The sequence below is a fragment of the Pseudomonas sp. BF-R-30 genome (assembly GCF_019956175.1).
In the GTDB taxonomy this organism is placed as follows: Bacteria; Pseudomonadota; Gammaproteobacteria; order Pseudomonadales; family Pseudomonadaceae; genus Aquipseudomonas; species Aquipseudomonas jessenii.
On record NZ_JAHBDE010000022.1, the window covers coordinates 82,419 to 109,176 of the forward strand.

The window sequence follows — 26,758 nt, forward strand, 5'->3', positions numbered from 1 at the left end:
ATGCGGCAGGTGGGGCAAATCTTCCCGGCCGATCGAAGCGTTCATGCCTCGAACCGGCAGCCTACTCATAGACTATTGCGTTGTGGTGAAAGTCACAGCACCAAGGACATGAATGTACACTTGTGCACTGAAATTATTATTCAAGCCCCTTTTCGGGCCTGTTCGGGTGACTAAGACTGCCGCACTTTCGCCTTTCACGCCAGTCGCAGATGGTCGAAAGGCCTGTACTACTGCACCCAACGCTGAAGAATTTGCTGCAGATCAGTCCGTTTGAACGGCTTGGCCAGGTAATCGTTCATCCCCGCCGACAGACAGGCTTCGCGGTCACCCTGCAAGGCATTGGCGGTCAGGGCGATGATCGGCAGGTCGGTGCAACCGGGTAGTTGACGGATCTGCCGGGTGGCTTCATAGCCATCGATGATCGGCAAGCGGCAATCCATCAGGATCGCTTCGAAGATCAGGCTCTCGGCACTGCGCACCGCCTGCGCGCCGTCGGCAGCGACACTGACCTTGAAGCCCAGGCTGCGCAACATGGCTTCGATGACGGTCTGGTTGACCGGGTTGTCTTCGACCAACAACACATTGCGTCCTTCGCCGTTGCTGTTGCGCGATTGCGCGCGAGGGGGTAGCAGCGGTTGTGTCTGCTGGTGCAGTGCCAGGGGAATTTCCAGGGTGAACACCGAACCGCGGCCTTCCTCACTCTGCGCGCGCAAGGTGCCGCCCATGCGTTCGGCCAGGGTACGGGCAATCGGCAGGCCCAGCCCCGTACCGCCGTAGCGTCTTGAAATAGAACTGTCGGCCTGCTGGAAAGCGTTGAACATCAATTCCAGGCTTTGCGCCGGGATGCCGATCCCGCTGTCGCGCACGGTGCAGGTGAACCACAGCAACTCGTGGTCCAGCGACTGCCACTGCGCCTCGATCGTGACGCGGCCCTGCTCGGTGAACTTCAGCGCATTGCCGACCAGGTTGACCAGTATCTGACGGATACGCGTCGGGTCGCCCTTGACCTGCAAACCGCGCATGTCGTCGGGGATCATCAGTTGCAGGTCCAGACCGCGTTGCGCGGCGCTGTGCTGGAACGACTGGGCGCAACTGCCGATCAGGTCGGTGAGGTTGAACGCGATGTGCTCCAGTTCCAGCTCTGAACGTTCGATCCGCGAGAAATCCAGGATGTCGTTGATGACCTTGAGCAAGTGCTCGGTGGATTCGGAGGCCAGCGCCGCGTACTCCACCTGCTCCTCGGTCATGTCGGTGGTTTCCAGTAACTGCAGCATGCCCAGTACGCCATTCATCGGCGTGCGCAGTTCATGGCTCATCATGGCGAGGAAATCGGATTTGGCGTTGTTGGCCTTTTCTGCTTCTTCGCGGGTCTGGATCAACTGTGCCATGGCCTGATGCTGTTCGCGGCTGGCCTGCTCGAGACCGCTGGCGAGGTTGTTGATGTGTTGCGACAGCGCCCCCAGCTCGGTGTCGTCGACAATGGGCAGCGGTGTGTTGTAATCGCCGTCCTGGATCGCCTTGACCGCATTGCCGATATCACGGATCGGTTTCGACAGGCTGCCCGCCAGACGGCGGGCCACGAGGAAGGTAAACAGCAGGGCAAACAGCGCCAGGATGGCGGCCTTGAGCACGATTTCCTGTTGGCGCCGGCTGAAGGCATCGTTGGACAGCCCGACGATCACCCGACCGAGGTAGTCCTCGGTGGGGGCGGCAGTGGCGGTTTTGCTGCTCTGGAAAAAATCATTGTGCAACGCGATACGCTGGAGCCGTATCGGTGCCTGGAACACCTCGAGTTGTAGCGCGCGATTGTGGTGTTCGCTTGGTTGTTCGACGTACACCAGTACCCGGTTGGCGCTGTCCTGAATTTCCAGAAAACTCACGTTGGGCGTGGCCAGCGTCGCCTTGAGCAAGGTTTCGAGCACTTCGATGTTGCCCGAAATCACGCCGTACTCGGTGGCCGGGGCCAGTTGATTGGCGATCAACTGGCCGGTGTGGGTGATTTCCTGACGCAGATCCTGGATGCGCACGAACGTGAAGAAACTGATCAGCAACAAGGTCAGCAGCAGTGCAGGGCCGAGGCTGATCAGTTGGGTGCGAGTGTTGATGTCCCAGCGACGGCGCAAGCTCATGGACGGCGTTCTCCTTCAGCCAGCAGTGTGGCGACAGACGCATCGTTTATCTGTTCGATACCCAATGAACGCGCGACTTGCGGGTTGCTCGCGACCTTGAATCGATGGGGATAGTGCGTGCGCGGCCAAGTGGCTGGTGGCCGGTCGAGCAATTCGTCGAGGACCGCCAGCCAGTCGCTCTGATCGCTATAGGTGCTGGCCAGGCTTCCGGCCTTGACGAATCCGGCGTTGGGTCCGATCAGGGCCACTTGCCGCGAATAGCTGCTCAGCAGCAGGTTCTTTGCGGTTTGCGGGTTGTACAGGTCGGCATCGTCAAGTCCCAGCAACACGTCGCTGTTATTTAGCAGTGCCTGTAATGGACGACTGTCGTGAATGTTGTCCCAGCGCTGGGTGACCATCTCAAGACCCAGGGGGAGGGCGGCCTGACGCAGCTCATTCAACAGGAATTCACTGTGGGTGTCGTAGAGCACGCCGATGCGCCTGGCTTGTGGCAACAGGGTGCGGGTCAAGCGCAACTGGCGGTCCAGTGGTGGATCGCTCCATAGCAGGCAAAGGCGCGCAGGCAACGTATTGTTCAAGCGTTGCCGGGCTTGCAGGCGGCTGATGCGCAATACGAGAGTCGCCGGGCCCTGGGCGTTTTGCAGGCGCCAGTCGAGGCTGGGCAGGTCGAGCAGTATCAAGCGGATGTTTTCCGGCAGCTTGTCCGGTATCGGCATTTTGGCCAGCGTCTGGAAGCGTACGTTATCGCGTGGTCGCAACTCGCTCAGGGCCTGGGTAAACGCCCGCACACCGGGGCTGTCTTCGGCCCCCGTGAGCAAAATGTCGGCCGCGTTACTCGCCAGGCTGCCCAGCAGGCCGCTTGTCAGCAGGCAGAGTATGGCCAGCAGCCGACCCAGGGGCGGCATTCTGCAGGCCGGGCGATTCGGCATCTTAAAGCTCCAGCTCGGCGCTGAAATACATCACCTGGCGCTGATCATAATTATTGTCGATGAAGGTGGTCGGCTGATTGTCCAGCCGTTGCTGGAGCACCCCGGCCAGTTCCAGGCTGGCCTTGCCCAAGGCGATACGTTTGGCGATGCGCGCATCGATCCGTTCGAAGCGGTAGCCGTTGAGAGCGTCATCGCCATAATAGAAAAGCGCACTGTTCCAACCTTGGCCCCAATCGCGCAGCCATCCGGCCGAACCACTGTTACTTGCAGTCTGCCTGGCATCCAGCGGATTGCTGGCATCGGTATCGACGTAGGCATAAGTCAGTCGCAGGCGATCGAGGCTGCCGACACGCCAGTCGAGCTGGGTTTCGACCCCCGAAAAGCGCGCCTTGTTGGCATTGCTGGCAATGTACTGATTGTTGCGCAGCGGCTCACTGATCATGCCGGTGATTTCGTCGTGGAACAGCTTCGCGTCGAGCGCCAGCCCCGGTTCGGGAAAATAGCCGTTGTAGCCCAGTTCCCGGGAGCGCATGTGCTCTTGATCAAGGTCGCCGGGGCCACGGGTCTTGACGAAATAACGGGCGCTGGACTGGCCAAACGCACCGGGCTTGAGGTTGGTGACCTGATAACTCCAGTTGACGTTGTTCTCGAACATGTCCGGTGAGCGGATGGCCTCGGAGTACACCGCACGCAAGCCGTGGCGCGGGTTGATCAGGTAGTTGACCGCCATGCGAGGTGTCAGCGAGCTGCCGGTCAACTGGGTGTCCTCGAACATGGCGCCGCCTTGCAGCAGCCAGTGTTCGGTGGCACGCCACTCGAACTGGCCGAACGCTCGCCAGATCCTGTCATCGAGAGTGCCATTGAAGTAGGTCTCGGAATCCGCGCGGTCGTAACGGTAGTTTATCCCGCTGACCAGCCGCAGGTTATCGGCAAGGCTCAGGGTGTCCTGCAGTTCGATGTCGTAGCGCGACTCCCGGGTGCTCTGGTCGATGTCGCCGCAAACGGTCTGGCTCGCGCCGTTGCGCCATTGATCGAGTACCTGGTTGGCCAGCGCCTGCTCGGCGGGCGTGCCGGCCGGCGCACCAGAGCCGATGAAACGCGTGATATTGCGGGCCAGGCGCTCGGTGTAGTTCGGGTTCAATTGCCAGAGTTCGGTCAGTTGCGGGCTGAACGAAACTTCTGCGTCGCAGGCACGCCAGGTTTGCTGGCGATCCCAGTGTTGGGCCGAACCCTGGATATAAAGGCTGTGGTCGGGATTGACGTCCAGATTCCAGCGTAATGACCCGGCGTAGTCCTTGGCGGTGACGTCGGAGTCGTCGCCGGCGCGGGTAATTCCCGGGAACACTGGCCGGTAGGTATAGGGCCGCTGGTTGGTGCCGTCCTTGGCATTCAATTGCCAATCGAGGCTTTGCCGTTCGTCGAGGCTCTGGCTGACGGTGAGGTTGAAGCGCTCGAGGCGACGACTGTCATGGTAGTCAGCGCCGGTTCGGTCGGTGTCGAAGCCGTCGTCTTGCTGGCCGGACAGGGACAGGCGAATGTCACCATCCTCCCAGCCCAGGCCCTGGCTGGCGTAAAAGTCGTTGATGCCGCGCTGGCCCCGGGTGACCTTCATGCGCGTGCCGTGACTGTCGGCCGGACGCCGGGTAATGATGTTGACCACCGCCATCAGAGCGTTGGCGCCGTAGCTGACGGTATTCGGTCCGCGAAAGACTTCGATGTGCTCGATGTCTTCCATGGCCACCGGAATGTCACTCCAGTCCACGGTGGCCAGGCCGGCGCGATACACCGAGCGCCCGTCGATCAGCACTTGCATGCGCCGCGCTTCATTCGCATTGGTGCCGTGGTAGTTCACCGTCGCCTGATTGCCGCTGATGTTGCCGACCATCATCCCCGGCACCAGGCGCAGCAGTTCGCTGATGTCACGGGCACCGCTGGCGTGGATCAGGGCACTGTCGATCACCGTCATGCTTCCCGGCACGGCCGCCGGCGACTGCTTCAGGCGCGTGGCGGTGAGTACTTGCGGCAGCGGTTCGCTGTCCAGGAACAAGTCGTCGGCCAGCGCCGGCGAGCTGAAAATCAGCGCCAGTACCAGAGGTGAATGCGGTGAAGGAGAGCCCGGAGACACAACACATCCCTGTCAGTGATTGTTGGCGCGCATGTTAACCGAGCCGAATGACTTTTCCATTCACGATGTCTGCATTTTCCTCGGTTTTATTGGTCTTCTTCCTACGGGTGCAGGTATTTGATGTCGGGGCTGGCCGTCGATGGACTGCCCCGTATAATGCCGACATCGCCACTGGTATGGATTAACGGATTGCATATGACTGAACAGCGCCCGATTGCGGTCCTGGGAGGCGGAAGTTTTGGAACCGCCGTGGCTAATCTGCTGGCCGAGAACGGGCATCAGGTCCTTCAGTGGATGCGTGACCCCGAACAGGCCGAGGCCATTCGGGTCAATCGCGAGAACCCGCGTTACCTCAAAGGCATCAAGATTCTGCCCGGCGTCACGCCGGTCACCGACCTGCAAGCCACCCTGGACGCCTGCGACCTGTGTTTCGTCGCATTGCCCTCCAGTGCGCTGCGCTCGGTGCTGGTGCCGCACGCCGAACGCTTGACCGGCAAAATGCTGGTGAGCCTGACCAAAGGCATCGAAGCCCACACGTTCAAGTTGATGAGCGAGATCCTCGAAGAAATCGCCCCGCAGGCGCGCATCGGCGTCCTGTCCGGACCCAACCTGGCCCGTGAAATCGCCGAGCACGCGCTGACCGCCACGGTGGTCGCCAGTGAAGACGAAGAACTCTGCCAGCAGGTTCAGGCCGCGCTGCACGGACGCACCTTTCGTGTGTACGCCAGCGCCGATCGTTTCGGCGTGGAGCTGGGCGGGGCGCTGAAAAATGTCTACGCGATCATCGCCGGCATGGCGGTGGCGCTGGGCATGGGAGAAAATACCAAGAGCATGCTGATTACCCGGGCATTGGCGGAAATGACCCGCTTCGCGGTGAACCAGGGTGCCAACCCGATGACCTTCCTGGGGCTGGCCGGCGTGGGCGATCTGATCGTGACCTGTTCGTCGCCCAAGAGCCGCAACTATCAGGTCGGCTTCGCCCTCGGCCAGGGCCTGAGCCTGGACGAGGCGGTCACGCGCCTGGGCGAAGTCGCCGAAGGGGTCAATACCCTTAAAGTGCTCAAGGCCAAGGCCCAGGAGGTTGGCGTGTACATGCCACTGGTCGCCGGGCTGCACGCGATCCTGTTCGAGGGGCGCACGCTGGAGCAGGTCATCGGTCTGTTAATGCGTGGCGAGCCGAAAACCGACGTCGACTTTATTTCCACCAGTGGTTTCAACTAATCACGCTTGCCAGAAAAGCAGGGAGTTGCGCATGAACGATCCAAAAATAGAAGCCAAGTACGAGTCCATCCTGCTGCGGGTGCTGTGGATGATCCTCTTCGTGCTGGTGTGGCAAGTGGCGCAGTTCATCCTCGGCGCCGTCGTGCTGGTGCAGTTGATCTATCGTTTGTTCTATGGCGCCCCAAGCGCCAGCTTGATGAATTTCGGCGACAGCCTGAGCCAGTTTCTGGCGCAGATCGGTCGTTTCGGCAGCTTTCACAGCGACCAGAAGCCCTGGCCGTTCGCCGACTGGCCGACGCCGCGTACACCGGAAGGTGAGGCGCCGCATGTCGTGGCACCGGCACCGCATCCGGCCCGAGATGAGGAACCCAAGCTATGAAACTCTGGGTATTGCGTCATGGTGAAGCTGTACCACACGGCTCCCGCCCCCACGATTCGGAGCGGGAATTGACGGATAACGGTCGTAAGGAAGTATTGAAAATCGCCGCAGAGCTGATGGGTCAGCCACTGACCGGCATTTACGCCAGCCCGTACCTGCGAGCGCAGGAAACAGCGCGACTGGTACGAGACGCATTGGGTTTCGAACCGGAAATCCGCACCGTCGAGTGGCTGACACCGGACACGGAGCCGGACAAGGTGGCCGAACAGATGGTCGCGGTAAGCAACGTTTTGCTGGTCAGTCACAACCCGCTGGTGGGGAATCTGCTGAGCTACCTGCAGCATGGTGCCGGACATCCGCCGGAAAGGGTCAGCACTGCCGGTCTGGCGGAGCTCAAGGGTGAAGAGCTGCTGGTCGGGTCAATGAAACTCGACAGCATCAAGCATCCCTGACCACACGTTTCAAAGGGCACAGCTTGACTTGAAGTGGGCGCTCCCACAGATGTAGAAAATTTTGAGTAAAATAGTCAACCAAGCACTTGCTTGGTTGACTACGCTTGCTCCAGACCAAAATCACAGGAGCGAGTCGCATGTCTGCTGCTTTTCGTTTGCCGCTGGACGTTTTCTACGAGCGTGAGGCCCGTCATCCCCGCCAGCGCTTTCTGGTCCAGCCTGTCGGGGGCGGCCAGGTCGAGACCTTGACCTGGGCGGACGTCGGTCATCAAGCACGCTGCGCCGCCCACTGGCTGCGAGCGCGGGAACTGCCGCAGGGCAGTCATATCGCCCTGATCTCGAAGAACTGTGCGCACTGGATCATTGCCGATCTCGCGATCTGGATGGCCGGGCATGTGTCGGTGCCGTTGTACCCAAACCTGACCACCGAGACCGTTGCCCAGGTACTCGAACATTCGCAAGCAGCGCTGGCATTCATCGGCAAGCTCGACGACTGGCCAGGTATGTCCCGTGGTGTCAGCCCCGACCTGCCGACCATCAGCCTGCCCCTGCATCCTCCCGGCGACTTTGATTTCAGTTGGGACGACCTGCAACGCAGTTCGCCCATCCAGGACAATCCCAAGCCTGACGCCGATCAACTGGCGACCATCATTTACACGTCCGGCACCACGGGCATGCCCAAGGGCGTGATGCACAGCTTCGGCACTCTGGGGTTTGCCACCACCCGCGGCACTGCGTTGTTCGGTCTCAACGAGTCGGACCGGCTGTTGTCCTACCTGCCGCTGTGCCACGTTGCCGAGCGCATGTTCGTCGAGCTGGCATCGATCTATACCGGCCAAACGGTGTTTTTCGCCGAGAGCCTCGATACCTTCCTCACCGACCTGCGCCGTGCGCGCCCGACCGCACTGTTTGGCGTGCCGCGCATCTGGACCAAATTCCAGATGGGCGTGTACAGCAAGATCCCGGCAAAACGTCTCGACTTCCTGCTCGGCCTGCCGATCATCGGCAAACGGGTCGGGCATAAAGTCCTCGCCGGGTTGGGGCTGGATGCGTTGCGCATCGCGTTGTCCGGCGCGGCCCCGGTGCCGCAGACCTTGTTGCAGTGGTACCGCAAACTGGGGCTGGACGTGCTGGAGGTCTACGGCATGACCGAGAGTTGCGGCTACTCCCACATCGGCCTGCCGGGCCAGAACAAACCGGGCTGGATCGGCAAGCCGTGTCCGGAGGTCGAAGTGCGGATCGCCGAGACGGGGGAGGTCATGGTGCGCAGTGGTGCGACCATGCTCGGGTATTACAAGGAACCGGAAAAAACCGCCGACACCATTACCGAGGACGGCTTCCTGCGTACCGGCGACAAGGGCGAGGAGGACGCCGAAGGCAATCTGCGCCTGACCGGGCGCCTGAAGGAAATCTTCAAGACCAGCAAAGGCAAGTACGTGGCCCCGGCACCGATTGAAAATCGCCTGGCCGTGCATTCGCGCATCGAACAGGTCTGCGTGGTGGGCGATGGCTTGAGTGCGCCGCTGGGTTTGTGCGTGTTGTCGGCGGTTGGCCAGCAGGATGCCGGTGGGACCGCGCGCGCCGGTTTGCATTCGAGCCTGGAAAAACTGCTGGAGGAGGTCAATGGTGCCCTCGACAAGCATGAACAACTTCGGCGCCTGGTGGTGGTCAAGGACAGTTGGGCTGTGGAAAACGGCTTTCTTACCCCGACCCTGAAGATCAAGCGCAACGTCATCGAAGCGGCTTACGGTGAACGCTTTGAGGAATGGAGCGAGCGCAGCGAAGCGGTGCTGTGGCAGGATTGATCCACGAACAAAACCAACGAGGAAACTCTGCGATGAGCCTGTGGCGCACCATCCCGAACATCGAGCAGTTGAACGCAATCCAGAAAAACACCATCGGCGAAGTGCTGGACATCCGTTTCGAAGCTTTTGACGATGAGTCCCTGACCGCCAGCATGGTCGTCGATCACCGCACCCATCAGCCTTACGGCTTGCTGCATGGCGGTGCCTCGGTGGTGCTGGCCGAATCGGTCGGCTCGATGGCCAGTTACCTGTGCATCGATGCCAGCAAATTCTATTGCGTGGGCCTGGAAATCAACGCCAACCATTTGCGCGGCCTGCGCAGTGGACGGGTGACGGCGGTGGCCAAGCCGATCCACATCGGCCGCACGACCCATGTCTGGGATATTCGGTTGACCAGCGATGAGGGCAAGGCCAGTTGTGTGTCGCGACTGACCATGGCAGTGGTGCCATTGGGTGAGAATCCGCCGGCGCGTTGAACCAAAACCATAGCTTTGACCGGACTGTCATCATTCCTGTCAGTTACGGTCATTGCTGTAGGACGCGGTCTTGCGGACAATCTACGCCTGTTCTCGCTCATGGATTTGCAGGTATGTCGCAACAGATCTTTTTCGCCCACGCCAATGGTTTTCCTTCGGGGACCTACGGCAAGTTGTTTGCGGCGCTGGCACCCGAGTTTCAGGTGACGCATCTGGAGCAGCACGCCCACGACCCGCGTTTCCCGGCGGACGACAATTGGTACAACCTGGTGGATGAGCTGATCCATCACCTGCAACAACAGGCCGAACCCGTGTGGGGCGTCGGTCACTCCTTCGGTGGCGTGTTGCACCTGCATGCGGCCTTGCGTTGCCCCGAGTTGTATCGCGGGGTGGTGATGCTCGACTCGCCAGTGCTGACCCGGACCGATCAATGGGTCATACGGGCGGCCAAACGCTTTGGTTTCATCGACCGCTTGACCCCGGCCGGGCGTACCCTGGGCCGCCGTGAAGAATTCGCCGACCTGGAAAGCGCCCGGAAGTATTTCGCCGGAAAAGCCCTGTTTCGTGGCTTCGACCCGGAATGTTTCGATGCCTACCTGCAACACGGCTTGCATCAGGTCGGCGACAAGCTGCGCCTGCGGTTCGACCCGGCCACGGAAATCAGCATCTATCGCGGTGTGCCGCACACCAGCCCGGGCAGCACCCGGCAGTTGCAAGTGCCGCTGGCGGTGGTACGCGGGCACAACAGCCGCGTGGTGATGCGCCATCATGCCAGTTCGGTCGACCGCCTGCCGTTGGGCGAGTCGTTGACCATGCCTGGCGGCCACATGTTTCCGCTCGAACGTCCCCTTGATACCGCTGACATGCTCAAAGGCCTGTTCTACCGTTGGGGCGGCCGTCGACAACAGGATTGCGCATGAACCACGTCGTCGAAGAGGTCCGCCTGAGCCTGCCGCACATCGAACTGGCGGCGCACCTGTTCGGTCCTGAAGACGGTTTGCCGGTGATTGCCCTGCATGGCTGGCTGGACAACGCCAACAGCTTTGCCCGCCTGGCACCCAAACTCAAAGGCCTGCGCATCATCGCGCTGGACATGGCCGGTCACGGTCATTCCGGGCATCGCCCGCCGGGAGCCGGTTACGCCATGTGGGACTATGCCCACGATGTGCTGCAAGTGGCCGAGCAGCTTGGACTGCGCAGGTTTGCGCTGATGGGGCATTCGATGGGCGCCATTGCTTCGTTGATCATCGCCGGGTCGATGCCCGAGCGGGTTACCCACCTGGCGTTGATCGACGGCATCATTCCTCCTACAGACAAAGGTGAAAACGCTGCCGAGCGCATGGGCATGGCCCTGCAGGCGCAACTGGATCTGCGGGAAAAGCGCAAACCGGTCTACGACACCCTCGACCGAGCCGTCGAAGCGCGCATGAAAGGCCTGGTGGCGGTCAGCCGCGAGGCCGCAGAACTGCTGGCGCAGCGTGGCCTGATGCCGGTACCGGGCGGTTACACCTGGCGCACCGACAATCGCCTCACACTGCCATCGCCGCTGCGTCTTACCACCGAACAGGCCATGGCCTTCGTCCAGCGGGTCAAGTGTCCTGCAACACTGGTGGTTGCCGCCGACGGCATGCTCGCCAAACACCCAGAGTTGCTGGAGCGTCTACCCTTTAGCCGGGAACAGCTGCCAGGCGGCCACCATTTGCACCTCAATGATGAGTCTGGTGCCGATCTTGTCGCAGACTGTTTCAATCGGTTTTTCGCCATTCCTTGACTTGCGCCGGGCAACTGTCGAGGCTTGGCGGGTTGAAAAGGGAGACAACCATGATAGATCTCTACACCGCTGCGACCCCGAATGGCCACAAGGTCTCTATCGTGCTCGAGGAACTCGGCCTGCCCTACACGGTGCATGCCTTGAGTTTCGACAAAAAGGAGCAGAAGTCCGCGGACTTCCTCAAGATCAACCCCAATGGCCGGATTCCGGCGATTGTCGACCGCGCCAATGGCGATTTCGCCGTGTTCGAGTCAGGCGCCATCCTGATTTACCTCGCTGAACAGACCGGCAAACTGATGCCATCGGACCCGAAGGGGCGTTCGCTGGTATTGCAGTGGCTGATGTTCCAGATGGGGGGCATCGGCCCGATGCAGGGCCAGGCCAACGTGTTCTTCCGCTACTTTCCGGAAAAACTCCAGGGTGCCATCGACCGGTATCAGCATGAAACCCGTCGCCTCTACGAAGTGCTCGACACGCGGTTGCAAAGCGTGGAGTTCCTCGCCGATCAGTACAGCATTGCCGACATTGCCACCTTTCCCTGGGTGCGCGGCTACGAGTGGTCGGGCGTCTCGGTGGAAGGCTTGACGGCGTTGCAACGCTGGATGGCAACCATGGAGGACAGGCCGGCGGTGCAGCGTGGCCTGCAAGTACCGAAACGCGCCGATGAAGCCAGTATTATCAAGGGCGCCCAGGCCATGCTGATCCGATGAGTCTATCCATGCGTTCATTCAGTTTGCTGGTGCTGTGCAGTTTCAGTCCCTTGTTATTCGCCGCCGATGTTCCGGGTAGTCAGGACCTGCCGATAGTGCCGCGCATGGTCGACGCCCAGATTGTCGACTATCGCCCCGCCGCCGAACTGGAGCGGATCTACCCGTTGGGCTCGATCCGTAAAATCAGTGGCCAGTTACGATTCGACGGCCAGGTCAGTGCCCGCGGCAACGTCACTTCGGTGACCTACGAATTACCCTCGGAGCATTCATCCATCGAGGCGTTCACCGCTGCCCGCGAGGCTTTGCAACAGCAGGACGCCGGGTTGCTCTTCTGGTGCCAGGCGCGCGATTGCGGTGAAAGCAGCCTCTGGGCCAACCAGGTCTTTGGCAACGCCAAGCTGTACGGCGCCGACGATCAGCAAGCCTATTTGTTGCTGCGACTTGCCGCTCCAAGGGACAACACGCTCGTTGCGCTGTACAGCATCACCCGCGGTAATCGCAAAGCCTACCTGCATGTCGAACAGTTCGAGGCTTCGACACCGCTGGGTGAGTTGTTGCCGACCTCCGCGACTTTGCTGCGTGAACTCAAGAGCACCGGCGAGCTCGATTTTGCCACGCTGAACAGCGCACCTGACGAGACCTGGCTCCGCTTGATTTCTCGCGGACTGAATCTGGACACCACCTTGCGGGTCAGCATTTCCGGAGCGAACGCCGAAGCCTGGCGTCAGGCACTGATCGCCCAGGGCGTGCGTACCGCGCGGATGGAAGTCGGCAGTGCCGAAGGCTCTGGCCTGCACATCGAGCTATTGCGCTAGGCTGTACCGGGCGAGCGCGTACGTCGCGTTCGCCTACTCTTTTGCTGACTGACTTTTTCGAGACTTTTGATGATCAATAACGATCGCCTGTTGGTGCAGATCCTGCTCGTGGCGTTGTTCGGCGCGAGCTTCTGGGTGATGGCGCCGTTCTGGTCGGCGATGTTCTGGGGCGCGGTCCTGGCGTTTGCCAGTTGGCCGCTGATGCGCTTGCTGACCCGTTGGCTCAATGGCCGCGAGTCGCTGGCGGCGGCATTGCTGACGCTGGGCTGGATGGTGTTGGTAGCGGCACCCTTGGTGTGGCTGGGTTTCAACCTTGCCGATCATGTGCGCGATGCCACGGCATTCATCAAGGATGCACAGGTTGAGGGGCTTCCCGAAGCGCCGCTGTGGCTGGGTTCGATTCCCCTGGTGGGCGGGCGGCTGGTAGGGATCTGGAACAGCATCGACGAGCAGGGCGCGGCGATGATGGTGTCGCTCAAGCCTTATCTGGGGCAGGTGGGTAACTGGTTGCTGGCGCGCAGCGCGCAGATCGGCGGCGGTATTCTCGAACTGACCCTGAGCGTCGTCTTCGTGTTCTTTTTCTATCGTGACGGGCCGCGCCTGGCGGCATTTGTACACACACTGCTGGAGCGGCTGATCGGTCAACGGGCCGGCTACTACATTGAGCTGGTGGCGGGCACAGTACAGCGGGTGGTGAACGGTGTGATCGGCACTGCGGCGGCCCAGGCGATCCTGGCGCTGATCGGGTTCCTGATTGCCGGCGTACCGGGTGCGCTGGTGCTTGGCATCGTGACGTTCATGCTCAGCCTGATCCCGATGGGCCCGCCGCTGGTGTGGATTCCGGCGACCGCGTGGCTGGTCTGGAAAGGCGAGTACGGGATGGCCATATTCCTCGGGATCTGGGGCACATTCATCATCAGCGGTGTCGACAACGTGCTCAAGCCGTACTTGATCAGCCGTGGCGGCAACCTGCCGCTGGTCATTGTGCTGCTTGGGGTGTTTGGCGGGTTGATTGCATTTGGCTTTATCGGCCTGTTCATCGGCCCGACATTGCTGGCGGTGGCCTACAGCCTGTTGATCGACTGGAGCAGGACCCAGGCACGGGGTGAATATCGCCGGCCCTGAGGCGGGAAGTACTGTTGTAGGGACCCGTTGCGGTTGCCGAGGGTAGCGGGTCAGGGTGTTGCGGGCGTGTCGTGTGTGTATCGAACTCGACACAATGGCCTCAAGGGCTAGTCTTGCCTGAGCCGTTGCGACGATTTACCGATCATCGGGTCCCGCAGCGGCGCTGGTTCCGCTACAATGCGCGCCGATTTCGACTTGCCTGAGAGCCCACTCATGTCCGCCTGCCAGACTCCCATCATCGTCGCCCTGGATTTCCCTACCCGTGACGCCGCACTGAAGCTGGCCGATCAGTTGGACCCGAAGCTGTGCCGGGTCAAAGTCGGCAAGGAGCTGTTCACCAGCTGCGCTTCGGAAATCGTCGGCACCCTGCGCGACAAGGGTTTCGAAGTGTTCCTGGACCTCAAGTTCCACGACATCCCGAACACCACCGCGATGGCCGTCAAGGCGGCGGCGGAAATGGGCGTGTGGATGGTTAACGTGCATTGCTCCGGCGGCCTGCGCATGATGGCTGCGTGCCGTGAAGTGCTGGATCAGCGCACCGGTCCTAAACCACTGCTGATCGGCGTGACCGTGTTGACCAGCATGGAGCGTGAAGACCTGGCGGGCATCGGCCTGGACATCGAGCCCCAGGAGCAGGTGCTGCGACTGGCCGCCCTGGCGGAAAAAGCCGGGATGGACGGCCTGGTGTGCTCGGCCCTCGAAGCCCAGGCACTGAAAGCGGCGCACCCGTCGCTGCAACTGGTGACCCCGGGGATTCGTCCGGCGGGCAGCGCCCAGGACGATCAGCGCCGCATTCTGACGCCACGTCAGGCGCTGGATGCTGGTTCCGACTATCTGGTGATCGGCCGTCCGATCAGCCAGGCGGCGGATCCAGCCAAGGCATTGGCGTCGGTCGTGGCCGAACTGGCCTAAACACCGCTAAACCTGTGGGAGCGAGCTTGCTCGCGATGGGGGAGGATCAGTGACATCAATGTTGCCTGACACTCCGCTATCGCGAGCAAGCTCGCTCCCACAGTGGTTTTTGGGTGAGTTGAAATATCGGGTTAGACCTTCAACACCAGCTTCCCGAAGTTCTCGCCGCTGAACAATTTCATCAGCGTCTCCGGGAAAGTCTCCAGTCCTTCGACAATATCTTCCTTGCTCTTGAGCTGCCCCTTGGCCATCCAGCCGGCCATTTCCTGGGCGGCGCCGGCGTATTGGGCGGCGTAGTCCATCACCACAAAACCTTCCATGCGTGCGCGGTTGACCAGCAGTGACAGGTAATTGGCCGGTCCCTTGACCGCTTCCTTGTTGTTGTACTGGCTGATGGCACCGCAAATCACCACCCGCGCCTTCATGTTCAGGCGGCTCAACACTGCGTCGAGGATGTCGCCACCCACGTTATCGAAATACACGTCGACGCCCTTCGGGCACTCGCGCTTGAGGCCGGCGAGGACGTCTTCGCTCTTGTAGTCGATAGCGCCATCGAAACCCAGTTCATCGATCAGGAACTTGCACTTGTCGGCGCCACCGGCGATGCCAACCACCCGGCACCCTTTGATCTTGGCGATCTGCCCGGCAATGCTGCCCACGGCGCCCGCCGCGCCCGACAGCACCACGGTGTCACCGGCCTTCGGAGCGCCGACGTCGAGCAGGGCGAAGTACGCCGTCATTCCGGTCATGCCCAGCGCGGACAAGTAACGTGGCAGCGGTGCCAGTTTCGGATCGACCTTGTAGAAGCCTCGCGGTTCGCCGAGGAAGAAGTCCTGCACGCCCAGGGCGCCGTTGACGTAATCCCCGACCGCGAACCCCGGGTTGTTCGACGCAATGACTTTGCCCACACCCAAGGCGCGCATGACTTCGCCGAGCCCGACCGGCGGGATGTAGGACTTGCCCTCGTTCATCCATCCACGCATGGCCGGATCCAGGGACAGGTATTGGTTTTCGACCAGTATCTGACCCGCCGCCGGCTCGCCGACCGGTACTTCCTGGTAGGTGAATGTCTCGCGGGTCGCCGCGCCAACCGGACGTTTGGCGAGCAGGAATTGGCGATTGGTCTGGGAGGTCATGGCAAGCACTCAAGTTGAATGAAGCTTTGTTGATAGCCGGTCAGCGACGATGCCGCAAGTTCGGCTGATGCGGCGAATGCAGGTTGATCCAGTGCAGTGATAGTTGGTACGGCAGTTCCATCACTGCAACTCATGGGCGCCCAACCGGAGCCTTGATAGTGCTGCCGTGTTCAAGACCTCCATGGCTAGACTGGTCCTACGCGATTCCCCGCATTCTTCTTTTCGAGGACATAACAAAATGAGCATGACGTTTTCCGGCCAGGTGGTCGTGGTGACAGGCGGGGCGGCCGGTATTGGCCGCGCGACCGCCCAGGCATTTGCCGCCGAGGGCCTGAAGGTAGTAGTGGCCGATATGGACGTGGCAGGCGGTGAGGGCACGGTGGCGCTGATTCGTACCGCCGGTGGCGAAGCGACCTTCGTGCGCTGCAACGTTACCCTGGAAAGCGATGTAAAAAATCTGATGGAGGAGGTGATCAATACTTACGGTCGCCTCGACTATGCCTTCAACAATGCCGGCATCGAAATCGAGAAGGGCAAGTTGGCCGAAGGTACGCTCGACGAGTTCGACGCGATCATGGGCGTCAACGTCAAAGGTGTCTGGCTATGCATGAAATACCAGTTGCCGCTGCTGCTGGCGCAAGGGGGCGGCGCGATCGTCAATACGGCATCGGTGGCCGGCCTTGGGGCGGCGCCGAAAATGAGCATCTACGCAGCCTCTAAACATGCGGTGATCGGCCTGACCAAGTCGGCGGCCATCGAATATGCCAAGAAGAAAATCCGGGTCAACGCCGTGTGTCCGGCGGTGATCGACACGGATATGTTCCGCCGCGCTTATGAAGCCGACCCGAAAAAAGGCGAGTTCGCCAACGCCATGCATCCGGTCGGTCGCATCGGCAAGGTCGAAGAGATCGCCAGCGCGGTGTTGTACCTGTGCAGCGATGGCGCGGCATTCACCACGGGGCACTCATTGGCCGTGGACGGTGGCGTTACCGCGTTTTAAAACGACACACCAATACCAGACACACTGCGAACCTGTGGGAGCGAGCAAGCTCGCTCCCACAGGTTTTTTGGTTCCGCTAAAGGGCCAGGCAATGTGTATCAAATGATTAGATCGAATGGTTTTGGCGGCGTTGTCGCACAAGTCTTCGAACACGCCTGTGATTAACTGCTTATCGCAAAATCAACAGGAGTTTGCTTGCTCATGGAATTGAGAATCGACCGACAGGCGCTGGTGCCCGTCGTACAGCAAATTGTTGACGCGCTGACCTGCTGGCTTCATTCCAGCGGGGTATCGCCCGGTACGCGCCTGCCTTCGGTGCGACAGATCGCGCGGATCAATTTGCTCAGTCAGTTAAGCGTCGCTCAGGCTTGTGAACGCCTGGTGACACAGGGAATGCTGGTGTCAGGTCATGGAGCCGGCTATGCGGTTGCCGATCCGGCATTGGCCACAGGCACAAAGCACGAGCCGGTGTGGTTCGAGGGGGCGGAGCCCGATCACGGGCCTTTTTCGAGTGAGTTGAGGCTGGGCTGTGGCGGGCTGCCTGAAAGCTGGCGCGAAACAGACGATCTGACTTACGCGATTCGGCAAGTCAGTCGTACCGACACGGCCAGCCTGTTCAACTACAGCACACCGCTGGGTTTGCCAGCCTTGCGACAACAGATCCTCAAGCACCTCAGGCAACTGGATATCCGGGCAAAGGACAACCGGATCATGACCACGGCGGGTGCCAGTCAGGGGCTCGACCTGATTGTGCGGACGCTGTTCAAGGCCGGTGACTGTGTGGCCGTGGAGAGTCCCGGTTATCCGGTGCTGTTCGATCTGCTCAGGCTGCACGGCATCCACATGGTCGAGATACCGCGAACACCGCGCGGGCCGGACGTGGACGTGCTCGAGTCGGTGCTGGTCAAACACCGGCCCCAAGGGCTGTTCATCAATAGCTTCTATCACAACCCGACCGGCAGCAGCCTTGCACCGGTGGTGGCGCGCCGCGTGCTGCAACTGGCCAGGACCTTCGGCGTGCAGGTGATCGAAGACGACGTTTATGCGGATTTGCACAGCGGTTCCGGTATGCGACTGGCTGCGCTGGACGACGATGTGATCTACGTGGGCAGCTTTTCCAAGACCCTCAGCAGTTCCTTGCGGGTCGGTTTCGTGGTGGCCGATGCCGAAGTCATTACACGTCTGGCCGAGGTCAAGATGATCAGTGGCATGGGCGCCTCGCGATTTTGCGAATCGGTGCTGGCGTGTCTGTTGGCTAACGGTGCCTACCGCAAACTGGTACAGCGTCAGCGGCAACGCCTGAGCAGCGACCGGCTGGTGGTGCTGCAATTGCTCGAAGATGCCGAGTGGGAAGTTTTCGGCAAGCCGGCGGGAGGCCTGTTCATCTGGGCGCGATCACGAATGTCTGACTACGATCAGCTGCGAACCCAGGCACGGCGCCTGGGTGTACTGCTGTCATCGAAGACCGCCTTCAACCCCTCGGGTGAGGCCAGTGACTGGCAGCGTATCAATGTGACATATGCCTGCGATCCGCGTGCCCGGGCGTTCTTTCAGGCCGCTGCCCGGGATCGACCTCAAGCGTTCTGAAAACGACGTTGGCGTAGCTTTTTGCCATTATTCCGGAGCCAGAGCCTTGTGTTGCCACTGGCCCGTTGCGAATCTGCGTCTACAGACTTTGGCAGGGGACTAAGTGCAATGAATTCGGCCGTGCAAGGACGTTTTGCCAACCTCGGTATGGCGAAAAAACTGGGTGTCGGGTTTGTCCTGGTGCTGTTGTTGACTGCGCTGGTGGCGGGCATTGGCGTTTGGTCCCTGCAAACCATCAGCCAGCGCTTCGATGGGCTCAAGCAAATGTCATCGCTCAACAGCGGTTTGCTCAAGGTGCGGCTACTGGAGCAGGAGTACGCCTTGCACGGCAATCCGAAAACCGTCGATGCCCTGCACGAGGGCGTCGATGGCTTGATCGCCTTGGCCGGCCAGCTCAAGGCCGCGTCTGCGGCCAACGTGCCGGTGATGAATGATGTCGAACAGTCCCTGGGAGCCTATCGCAAGGCCTTCGACGAGTTTGTCTCGCTCAGCCAGGCCAAGGACCTGGCGCTGGAAATGGCCAGTTGGTCGGTGTCCAGCGTGGCCAATAACCTTGATGTATTGCAATCCGGGCTCGCCGATGACGGCACCTATACGCTGAAAGATTCCGAAGGCAAGGACGGTGCGCAATTCATCGAGCAGGCCAGTCAGGTCAGCCAGGTTTCACGCTTGATGCTGCAAGCCATGAATGAAGCGCGCGTGCGTCTGGATCAAAGCCGCAAAGGCGACGACAGCGCCGGGCAGGGCAAGATCGAACAGGCCAGCCAGGCATTGGCCCAGGCCGAGCAGCTCAAGACCACGGTCAAGGACGAGGGTTACCAGACCGTCCTCAATGAGGTGATGGGTCATATCGTCAGTTTCAGTGACAAGCTCGCCGAGTACACCGGCCTGCTGGAACAGGAAAAAACCGTCTATCAACAATTGCACCAGCGCGCGGCCCAAGTGGTCGAGCGGGTGGATCAGGCTTATGTCGCGCAAGACCTGGCGATGCAGGCTGAACTGAAAAAGAACTCGCTGCTGATCATTGGCTCTTCGGCCCTGGCCTTGCTGGTTGGGCTGGTTGCCGCGTGGATCATCACCCGGTTGATCGTGGCACCGCTGCGCCGTGTGATTCAGGTGGCACAGCAGATTGCCTCAGGGGATTTGAGTGCGACCATTGACGTGACCCGTCGTGACGAAATCGGCCAGTTGATGCAGGCAATGCAACAAATGGGCGCGGGACTCAGCCATATAGTCAGCGGCTTGCAATCGGGTATCGAGCAGTTGGCGACTTCCGCCCAATCGTTGTCGGCGGTGACTGAGCAGACCAATCTCGAAGTCAGCACGCAGAAGGAGGAAACCGAACAGGTCGCCACCGCAATGAATCAGATGACGGCCACGGTGCATGACGTCGCGCGTAATGCAGAGGAAGCTGCGCTGGCCGCGCAAACCGCTGACGGCAAGGTTGAAAGTGGTCAGCAGGTGGTGCGCCAGAGCATGGCGCGGATCGAGCAGTTGGCGGACTCGGCCACCTCGGCCAGTTCGAGCATCGAAAGCCTCAGTGCGGAAATCCAGAACATCGGCACGGTTTTGAGTGTGATCAAAAGCGTGGCGGAGCAAACCAATCTGCTGGCGTTGAACGCGGCGATCGAGGCAGCCCGGGCCGGCGAGCAGGGCAGGGGCTTTGCAGTGGTGGCCGATGAAGTGCGTGCGCTGGCCAAGCGAACCCAGCAATCGACCGAGGAAATCGAACGCCTGGTCAGCGCCTTGCGCTCGGCGGCGCAGTCGTCGGTGCAGCAGATCCAGAGCAGTGGCGAGTTGGTGAAGCTGGCGGTCAGCGATGCCTTGCAGACCGAGAGTGCGCTGGGAAGCATTGCGGCGGCGGTATCGTTGATCCAGCAGATGAACCAGCAGATCGCCGCGGCGGCCGAGGAACAGAGCTCGGTGGCCGAGGAGATCAACCGCAGTGTCACCAGTATTCGCGCCAGTGCCGATCAGTCATCGCTGGCGATGCAGGGCAATGCCGCGTCGAGTATTCAGCTGGCGCAACTGGGGGTTGAACTGAAGGGGATGGTGGGGCATTTCAGGCTTTGAAATGATCTTCGGCCAGGCTAAAAAAGCCACCTCTCGGTTAATGCTCATCAGTTAACACACTAAACCTGTGGGAGCGAGCTTGCTCGCGATGGCGGACTGTCAGGCACCCCTTGTGTGACTGTCCAACCGTCATCGCGAGCAAGCTCGCTCCCACAGGGTGGCGGTGTTCAAACCGTTGACTGATCGGAATTAACCTCTAGGTGGCTTTTCCATTTTCGCTGATCAGTCGTAGATCGCTTTCTTCTTCCAGTCTGCGTCAGCCTCGACGTCCTTGAGGCCTTCGGTCAACTGGTTGACCTCGCCTTCGACCGGCGCGATGCGATCCATGACCTGGTCGTTGGCCCGGGCCAGGAGTTTTTCCAGGTACTCCAGTTGCTCGGCATAGACTTGTGGTTCCTGCTGTTTGCGCAGGTATTGCACGCCACGCTCGAATGCCAGGCGGGCCTGCCCGGGCTGGTTCTGTTGCAGGGAGTGCTGGCCGAGGTTGTTGAAGAACTCGATGTGCAGCAGCACCAGGATGTGGCGCACTTCACGAATCCAGCGCTTGGCTTCGTTGGGGGGCAGGAAGCCGTCCTGTGCCGCGCGGGTAACCTGGCCGTGCAGGGCTTCGAGCAGGAAGCGTACATCCTTGGCCTTGGCTTCAGTCTGGATCGGTGCAGGCGGATTGTTGACCGGGATGGATTCACCCTGGCCGACAAGGGCTTCCAGTTCGGCGATCCGTGCCTTGAGGTTGGCGCTGGATTTTTCCAGGTTAAGCAGGCGCTGGCAGACGTTCAGTTCCAGGCGGGCCAACAGCAGCTTGAGGGCCGGGGTCATCAGCTGGCCGGGGAACGTCTCGGTGATTTCGCCGCAGCGTCGCAGGCGATCGTTGAGCTCAATCTTGGTACGGGCCTTTTCCAGCTTGTTGTTTTCCACCACATGGTTCATGTAGCCAATGGCGATCAACAGTGCGATCCCGGCTACGACTAGCAGGGTGATCATGAGTGGCGTCACCGGTAAGACCTCTTTATAGGTTACGCATGCGGGTTGAGTGGCTTGGCATTTGAGCCCCCAGGCCCGCACGACGGGTTGGATCGGACATGCTTGTTCTTGTATCGGCCGGAGCCCCGCTTCTATGAATGATGGCACTCGATACTCAGATTGCCATCATCGGGTGGACTATAACGTCTTGGCGGGTGCCAGAATATAGGCGTCAAACGCCGGGCAGCGGAAAAACCGCAATGGCTCCCAAAAGCAGGGCGAAGTCATTGATTTAAATAAATTTATATCAGGGGGTTGACGACCTCTCAATCCATCCATAGAATGCGCGCCACTTGCAGCGTAAAGCACACAGCGAAACGAAGCAGGGAGTGAATGTTGTACGTGTGTCCCCTTCGTCTAGTGGCCTAGGACACCGCCCTTTCACGGCGGTAACAGGGGTTCGAGTCCCCTAGGGGACGCCAATGCGGGAATAGCTCAGTTGGTAGAGCACGACCTTGCCAAGGTCGGGGTCGCGAGTTCGAGTCTCGTTTCCCGCTCCAATTTTAAACAGCGTTGCTTTCGGGCAGGGCTGAGTGAAACCAGAGCCAAGTCTTCGGATGCGGCTCTGGACACCGAAACACACACCATGTGTTCCGGGTAGCGTGTCCCCTTCGTCTAGTGGCCTAGGACACCGCCCTTTCACGGCGGTAACAGGGGTTCGAGTCCCCTAGGGGACGCCATTTGCGGGAATAGCTCAGTTGGTAGAGCACGACCTTGCCAAGGTCGGGGTCGCGAGTTCGAGTCTCGTTTCCCGCTCCATATTTAACGAAAACGCCGCTCATTGAGCGGCGTTTTCGTTTGCGCGTAAAAAAATAGGTTAACTGCTGAGGCTTTGTACCAGGCTTTCGAGCGCTTCAGAGGTTTCTTCATCCTGCTCCAGTTGCACAACTGCAGCCGCTCTGAGTTGGCGTGCCAAGCGGTATTCGCTGGGTGTGCAGTTGGCGAACTGCTTGAAGGCACGGGCGAAGTAGGAAGGATCCTTGAAGCCGGCCTCATAGCCGATGCTGGTAATCGGCATCTGGCTGTTGTCGAGCAGATCTTTGGCGAAGTTCATGCGCTTGTCCAGGATGTAATCCGTGAAGCCTAGTCCATTGGCTTCCTTGAACAGGCGGCTGAAGCGAAATGTCGTCATGCCGCAGCGCTGAGCCAATTCCCTCTGATCGATGCTGTCTCGAAAGTGCTGTTCGATGTACAGCATGACATTGCTCAACGCCTGGTGTTTTTGATGTCCTGAGGTCCGCCGGATGCTGTCCGGCAGGGTCGGGGCGTGGTCGATTTGCGATGATTTGACCTGGCCGTGGGCATTTCGGCGCAGCTCGCAGAGCTGCACCACCGCCGTCAGGTAACGCTTCTTCTCGGTGGTCGAGAGCGGGAGCACCATGTATTCCCAGACGCTGGAGCGCATGGCCCATACAGCCAGTTCCTCCGAGTGTTGCACGGTGAACATGGTGATCGGGATGCTGGGGGTGGTGCGTTTGATCTCCAGTAATAGCCTCAAGCCTGGCGTGTCAGGGCGATCAAAATGGACGCAGATCATGTCTGCCTGTTCCCTGATGGGCAGCACGGAGTTTTTCGCCAGATTGCAGTCGCAGGAGCCCTCGAACTGCGCGACGAGTTCTTTCGTGGACCGATCATGAGTCAGATCGAACCACAGGAGCGATGGCCTTTTGGTCAAATTGGACGTCATGTCTCTACTCTGGGGTTCTTGGTGACTCTCTCGCTAAGGAGTATTGCCAAGGTGCCATCACTTTGCAGATTTAATCCTGATAGGAACGACGATTTTTAGTTGTTTTCGCTCTATGGGTTACCTGGAGGGCAGCCCCGGGCGAGTGTTTGTTGGTGTGTCTTCGACAAACCCGGGTTGAACCGCCTGTCGCTTGTGAATCAATGACGATTGCCTTGGCCCTGCCACGCCTTGGTTACCCCGCCCGTTACTTCTGCAAAGGCCAATTCCCCGTTTTTGGCCGCCCCGCAAAAAAGTCCTAACGATGTGCAAAATCTTCCTAACGCCCCTGCCTTGTCCCTGACTAGGGTTGCATCAGGCAGCACAGAAAGTACTGCCTCAGAAAAAACAACATTCGAGTGAGGTGGGCAAAATGATCATGCAAACAATCAAGGCTTCGGTAGTGAAGTTCGTCAAAGACGAAGATGGCCTGACCATTGTGGAATACGCGGTGGCCGGTGGGTTGATTACGGCGGCTGTTGTCGCGTCGTTCACGGCTCTTGGCGGGGCCGTGGACGCCAGGATCCAGAGTCTTTGTGCCGCTATTTCCAGTGCTGCTGCTTGCGCCCCTGCCCCTGCCCCATAACGAAAACTCTGGCAGGAGGATGCGACATGTCCATGGAACAGCTGGTAGCTACCGTTGTGCTGATAGGACTGCTGGGCGTGGCGGTGGTGAGCGACTTACGTCGCCACCGCATTTCCAACCTGCTGATCCTGGTAGGTCTGGCCTTGGGGTTGGCCGGCCAGACTTACTCAGGTGGGCTCAGCGGCATGGGGGACGGCCTGTTAGGCCTCCTTATCGGTTTTGCGCTGTTCCTGCCCATGTATGCCCTGGGCGGCATGGCTGCCGGCGACGTCAAGCTGATGGCCATGGTTGGCAGTTTTCTACCCCCCCATTACGCCTTATGGGCTGTGTTCTTCAGTCTGATATGGGGAGGGTTGTGCGGTTTCCTGATCGTTCTGGTGCGCGGTCAATTGTTGCAAACCCTGGGGCGCTATCGGTTGATGTTTTGGGCGCGGGCCTATATGGCGCCAAGTTCAGACGAGGTAGCCGGCAAACCCTTTCCTTATTCGGTAGCGATCCTGCTGGGGACGTTGAACAGCATCTACTGGCAACTCACTGCCGGTGGATTCGGAGGTTAGACATGCACGTCATCGTCGAAAGTGATGCCTACCCCAGCGATCGGGGAGCGGTGCAACGCCTGGCTCCCCAGCCCTGCACTATCCGAGAAACTGGCCTGACCGACAGTTTTCTTGGCGAGTTGGTGTGCAAGCATTTGCACGACGCCGGTGTGCTGGACATGTCACGGCTGGTGGAGCGTCTGGCGCTGACCGGCGCAGTACTTGAAGAAGTCCTGGCGTTTCTGCGCAAGGATGGCCGTGTCGAAGTGCTTGGCCAGGTGAGTCAAACGGGCGGGCAGATGCTGCGTTATGGCCTGACCGAACGTGGTCGCAGTGCCGCCCGTGATGCCCTGTCGCGCAGCGGTTATATAGGAGCGGCACCCTTCCCGGTGAGTACCTACCGGTCCCTGATCAAGCTACAGACCATTCACCATGGTCGCATCAACGCCAACGATATGCGCAATGCCCTTGCTGGCGTAGTGCTCACGGAGGAGATGCTCGATCAGCTGGGTGTGGCGATGAACTCCGGGCGCGCAATCATGATTTATGGCCCGGCGGGTACCGGCAAGACTTATGTCAGCAGCCGGCTGATCCGTCTGTTCGCCGAGGCCATCTGGGTCCCTTATGCCATTGTCATCAACGAGTCGGTGATCGAGATCTATGACCCGCAGGTGCATCAGCGGCTCGATGACAACGCTCAGCAGAACACCCTGATGCTCAACGAAGGCATCGACCGTCGATTGCTGTGCTGCAAACGCCCGATCGTCATCACGGGCGGTGAGTTGAGCATGGAACAGCTGGACGTTCGCTATGACCCCTTCACCCGTCAATACCAGGCCGCCTTGCAGCTCAAGGCCAGCAATGGTCTGTTCATTATCGACGATATGGGGCGTCAGCGCATGGCCCCCGCCGAGCTGCTGAATCGCTGGATCGTCCCGATGGAAGAGAAACGCGACTTTCTCAACCTGGGTGGCGGTCGGCATTGCGAGCTGCCGTTCGATCTGATTCTGGTGTTTTCCACCAACCTCAATCCCCTGGAACTGGCCGATGAGGCCTTCCTTCGCCGGATTGGCTACAAGCTGCAATTCGGTTACCTGAAGCCTGAGCAGTACGAAAAGATCTGGCGTCAGGAAAGCGAGCGTCTGGGCATTTCCTATGACCCGCTGCTGGTGCGTTATGTGCTGCAAAGGCTTTATGCAAGTGAAGGCATGCCCCTGGTGCCTTGCCATCCCCGCGATCTCCTGAACATGGCACTCGATCGCCAGCGTTATATCGGCGGTTCCGGATCACTGTCACCGAAAGAGTTGGAATGGGCCTGGCACAACTACTTCGTCCAGCTCGACTTTCTTTGATACGGAGATACTGACATGAGCTCTCGTACGCTGACCCTGATAGGTGTTTCCCTGGCCATGGGCCTTGGGGCTGCATGGATGGCCGACTCCTGGTTGAGCGCGCGGCTCAATGCCAGCCCGGATGACCACCTTCGTAGCGTGGTGGTCGCCACGGTAGAGATTCCTTTCGGGCAAAAGGTCGAGCCCCAGCAGGTCACGACCGTGCGCATGCCCATGGATACGATCCCGAACGATGCCTTCGACTCCAGCGAAAAAGCCGTGGGCAAGATTGCAACGTTCGACATTCTGCGGGGCGACATCGTGCGTGGGGCGCGTCTGAGCGAACACCTGGGTGGCAGCACCTTGGCCTCTTTGATTGCGCCTGACAAACGCGCGATATCGGTACGGGTGGACGATGTGGTCGGCGTGGGCGGATTCCTGTTGCCGGGTAACCGGGTCGATGTACTGGCGACCAAACGCACGGAAAGTGGCGGCAACAACGCCGAGTCCAAGACCATCCTCGAAAATTTGCGGGTGTTGGCGGTGGACCAGACTGCCGGTACCGACAAAACCCAACCGGTGGTGGTGCGTGCAGTGACGCTGGAGATGACGACCGCAGAGGCTGAAACCCTGGTCACGGCGCAATCGGAAGGGAAATTGCAATTGACTTTGCGTAACCCGCTGAACACCGAAAGAAAAATCGCGACCGTTGCACCTGCCGCACCGGTCATGGCGGTGGCTACCGCCACAGAGCCAAAACGCGTGGTGCGGCGTGGCAATGGAGAGGGTGGCAGATCCGTCACCATTATCCGTGGAGTCGAGGCCAGTGTAGTGAACCTGCATTGACAGGGCGGTAGGGGCGCCTGGGCACCCAGGTATTGGCGGCGCCGATCCGGATCAGTATCGGCAATCGAGGG

General features: G+C 60.1%; 24 protein-coding genes, 4 tRNA genes and 1 pseudogene. 23 read left to right on the forward strand and 6 right to left on the reverse strand.

The features are described from left to right. Positions 1 to 227 precede the first annotated feature (227 nt). Genes KGB20_RS13050 through KGB20_RS13060 form a run of 3 tightly spaced genes read right to left on the reverse strand, consistent with a single transcriptional unit; the run spans position 228 to position 5,183 of the window. The gene (locus tag KGB20_RS13050; RefSeq protein WP_223532414.1) at positions 228 to 2,129 is read right to left on the reverse strand and encodes an ATP-binding protein; all 1,902 of its coding nucleotides are present in this window, start codon (positions 2,127 to 2,129) and stop codon (positions 228 to 230) included. Continuing rightward, complete coding sequence (locus KGB20_RS13055) at positions 2,126 to 3,058, reverse strand: ABC transporter substrate-binding protein (RefSeq protein WP_223532416.1); 933 nt, start codon at positions 3,056 to 3,058, stop codon at positions 2,126 to 2,128. Before KGB20_RS13055 ends, KGB20_RS13050 begins: the two co-directional genes overlap by 4 nt. A 1-nt stretch (position 3,059) precedes the next feature. Beyond that, positions 3,060 to 5,183, reverse strand: a complete 2,124-nt coding sequence (locus KGB20_RS13060) for a TonB-dependent receptor plug domain-containing protein (protein ID WP_223532418.1) — start codon at positions 5,181 to 5,183, stop codon at positions 3,060 to 3,062. 195 nt (positions 5,184 to 5,378) lie between these two features. Here KGB20_RS13060 and KGB20_RS13065 point away from each other — a divergent pair, with 195 nt between their 5' ends. The 11 genes from KGB20_RS13065 to pyrF all read left to right on the forward strand — a co-directional run bounded on the left by KGB20_RS13065 (position 5,379) and on the right by pyrF (position 14,849). Then, entirely contained in the window at positions 5,379 to 6,404 is a 1,026-nt protein-coding gene (locus KGB20_RS13065) for an NAD(P)H-dependent glycerol-3-phosphate dehydrogenase (RefSeq protein ID WP_150812165.1), read from the forward strand. Between the two features lie 31 nt (positions 6,405 to 6,435). After that, positions 6,436 to 6,783, forward strand: coding sequence for a DUF4389 domain-containing protein (locus KGB20_RS13070; protein ID WP_057713666.1), 348 nt, complete (start codon positions 6,436 to 6,438; stop codon positions 6,781 to 6,783). Next, entirely contained in the window at positions 6,780 to 7,235 is a 456-nt protein-coding gene (gene sixA, locus KGB20_RS13075; RefSeq protein WP_150812166.1) for a phosphohistidine phosphatase SixA, read from the forward strand. Before KGB20_RS13070 ends, sixA begins: the two co-directional genes overlap by 4 nt. A gap of 137 nt (positions 7,236 to 7,372) precedes the next feature. Next, positions 7,373 to 9,040: an AMP-binding protein gene (locus KGB20_RS13080; RefSeq protein ID WP_223532420.1), complete on the forward strand. Its 1,668-nt coding sequence runs from the start codon at positions 7,373 to 7,375 to the stop codon at positions 9,038 to 9,040. A gap of 32 nt (positions 9,041 to 9,072) precedes the next feature. Next, positions 9,073 to 9,516, forward strand: a complete 444-nt coding sequence (locus KGB20_RS13085) for a hotdog fold thioesterase (RefSeq protein WP_008051452.1) — start codon at positions 9,073 to 9,075, stop codon at positions 9,514 to 9,516. Between the two features lie 113 nt (positions 9,517 to 9,629). Further along, the gene (locus tag KGB20_RS13090; RefSeq protein WP_223532422.1) at positions 9,630 to 10,436 is read left to right on the forward strand and encodes an alpha/beta fold hydrolase; all 807 of its coding nucleotides are present in this window, start codon (positions 9,630 to 9,632) and stop codon (positions 10,434 to 10,436) included. Beyond that, a complete protein-coding gene (locus KGB20_RS13095) occupies positions 10,433 to 11,287 on the forward strand; it encodes an alpha/beta hydrolase (RefSeq protein WP_150812168.1) in 855 nt (284 codons plus the stop codon). The genes KGB20_RS13090 and KGB20_RS13095 overlap by 4 nt, the downstream gene beginning before the upstream one ends. Positions 11,288 to 11,337: 50 nt before the next feature. Continuing rightward, a complete protein-coding gene (locus KGB20_RS13100) occupies positions 11,338 to 11,997 on the forward strand; it encodes a glutathione S-transferase family protein (protein WP_090457264.1) in 660 nt (219 codons plus the stop codon). An 8-nt stretch (positions 11,998 to 12,005) separates the two neighbouring features. Beyond that, on the forward strand, positions 12,006 to 12,812 hold the full coding sequence (locus KGB20_RS13105; RefSeq protein ID WP_223502740.1) for a DUF4892 domain-containing protein: 807 nt from the start codon (positions 12,006 to 12,008) through the stop codon (positions 12,810 to 12,812). A gap of 69 nt (positions 12,813 to 12,881) precedes the next feature. Continuing rightward, positions 12,882 to 13,937, forward strand: coding sequence for an AI-2E family transporter (locus tag KGB20_RS13110; RefSeq protein WP_223532424.1), 1,056 nt, complete (start codon positions 12,882 to 12,884; stop codon positions 13,935 to 13,937). A 213-nt stretch (positions 13,938 to 14,150) separates the two neighbouring features. Further along, on the forward strand, positions 14,151 to 14,849 hold the full coding sequence (gene pyrF, locus KGB20_RS13115; protein ID WP_008016546.1) for an orotidine-5'-phosphate decarboxylase: 699 nt from the start codon (positions 14,151 to 14,153) through the stop codon (positions 14,847 to 14,849). 131 nt (positions 14,850 to 14,980) lie between these two features. Here pyrF and KGB20_RS13120 read toward each other — a convergent pair whose 3' ends face one another. Then, positions 14,981 to 15,985 (reverse strand): NADP-dependent oxidoreductase, encoded by a 1,005-nt coding sequence (locus tag KGB20_RS13120; protein WP_223532426.1) that lies wholly within the window; start codon positions 15,983 to 15,985, stop codon positions 14,981 to 14,983. Positions 15,986 to 16,223: 238 nt separating this feature from the next. Between KGB20_RS13120 and KGB20_RS13125 the strand changes: the two genes are divergently transcribed. The 4 genes and pseudogenes from KGB20_RS13125 (at position 16,224) to KGB20_RS29285 (ending at position 20,645) form a co-directional block, all read left to right on the forward strand. After that, positions 16,224 to 16,985: an SDR family oxidoreductase gene (locus tag KGB20_RS13125; RefSeq protein ID WP_046037522.1), complete on the forward strand. Its 762-nt coding sequence runs from the start codon at positions 16,224 to 16,226 to the stop codon at positions 16,983 to 16,985. A 201-nt stretch (positions 16,986 to 17,186) separates the two neighbouring features. Beyond that, on the forward strand, positions 17,187 to 18,572 hold the full coding sequence (locus tag KGB20_RS13130) for a PLP-dependent aminotransferase family protein (protein ID WP_223532428.1): 1,386 nt from the start codon (positions 17,187 to 17,189) through the stop codon (positions 18,570 to 18,572). A 987-nt stretch (positions 18,573 to 19,559) separates the two neighbouring features. Further along, a pseudogene (locus tag KGB20_RS29280) lies at positions 19,560 to 19,784 on the forward strand (HAMP domain-containing protein); the annotation flags it as partial. Next, positions 19,782 to 20,645 carry a methyl-accepting chemotaxis protein gene (locus tag KGB20_RS29285; protein WP_404940405.1) on the forward strand — a complete coding sequence of 288 codons (864 nt, stop codon included), beginning with the start codon at positions 19,782 to 19,784 and terminating at the stop codon, positions 20,643 to 20,645. The pseudogene KGB20_RS29280 and the gene KGB20_RS29285, both read left to right, overlap by 3 nt. Before the next feature lie 222 nt (positions 20,646 to 20,867). Here KGB20_RS29285 and KGB20_RS13140 read toward each other — a convergent pair whose 3' ends face one another. Then, the gene (locus KGB20_RS13140; protein WP_057713677.1) at positions 20,868 to 21,626 is read right to left on the reverse strand and encodes a hypothetical protein; all 759 of its coding nucleotides are present in this window, start codon (positions 21,624 to 21,626) and stop codon (positions 20,868 to 20,870) included. A 385-nt stretch (positions 21,627 to 22,011) separates the two neighbouring features. Between KGB20_RS13140 and KGB20_RS13145 the strand changes: the two genes are divergently transcribed. The 4 genes from KGB20_RS13145 to KGB20_RS13160 all read left to right on the forward strand — a co-directional run bounded on the left by KGB20_RS13145 (position 22,012) and on the right by KGB20_RS13160 (position 22,424). After that, positions 22,012 to 22,087, forward strand: a tRNA-Glu gene (locus KGB20_RS13145). Between the two features lie 2 nt (positions 22,088 to 22,089). After that, positions 22,090 to 22,165, forward strand: a tRNA-Gly gene (locus KGB20_RS13150). Positions 22,166 to 22,269: 104 nt separating this feature from the next. Further along, positions 22,270 to 22,345: transfer RNA gene (locus KGB20_RS13155), tRNA-Glu, on the forward strand. Between the two features lie 3 nt (positions 22,346 to 22,348). Beyond that, a tRNA-Gly gene (locus KGB20_RS13160) sits at positions 22,349 to 22,424 on the forward strand. A gap of 58 nt (positions 22,425 to 22,482) precedes the next feature. Here KGB20_RS13160 and KGB20_RS13165 read toward each other — a convergent pair. Further along, complete coding sequence (locus KGB20_RS13165) at positions 22,483 to 23,352, reverse strand: AraC family transcriptional regulator (protein ID WP_223532431.1); 870 nt, start codon at positions 23,350 to 23,352, stop codon at positions 22,483 to 22,485. A 409-nt stretch (positions 23,353 to 23,761) separates the two neighbouring features. Here KGB20_RS13165 and KGB20_RS13170 point away from each other — a divergent pair, with 409 nt between their 5' ends. From KGB20_RS13170 to cpaB, 4 genes are read left to right on the forward strand one after another with little or no spacing between them, the layout of a single operon-like run. Next, complete coding sequence (locus KGB20_RS13170) at positions 23,762 to 23,974, forward strand: Flp family type IVb pilin (RefSeq protein WP_223532433.1); 213 nt, start codon at positions 23,762 to 23,764, stop codon at positions 23,972 to 23,974. A 26-nt stretch (positions 23,975 to 24,000) separates the two neighbouring features. Continuing rightward, the gene (locus tag KGB20_RS13175) at positions 24,001 to 24,531 is read left to right on the forward strand and encodes a prepilin peptidase (protein WP_223532434.1); all 531 of its coding nucleotides are present in this window, start codon (positions 24,001 to 24,003) and stop codon (positions 24,529 to 24,531) included. A 2-nt stretch (positions 24,532 to 24,533) separates the two neighbouring features. Further along, positions 24,534 to 25,862, forward strand: coding sequence for an AAA family ATPase (locus KGB20_RS13180; RefSeq protein ID WP_223532436.1), 1,329 nt, complete (start codon positions 24,534 to 24,536; stop codon positions 25,860 to 25,862). A 15-nt stretch (positions 25,863 to 25,877) separates the two neighbouring features. After that, entirely contained in the window at positions 25,878 to 26,687 is an 810-nt protein-coding gene (cpaB, locus tag KGB20_RS13185) for a Flp pilus assembly protein CpaB (protein WP_223532438.1), read from the forward strand. The last annotated feature ends 71 nt before the right edge of the window (positions 26,688 to 26,758 follow it).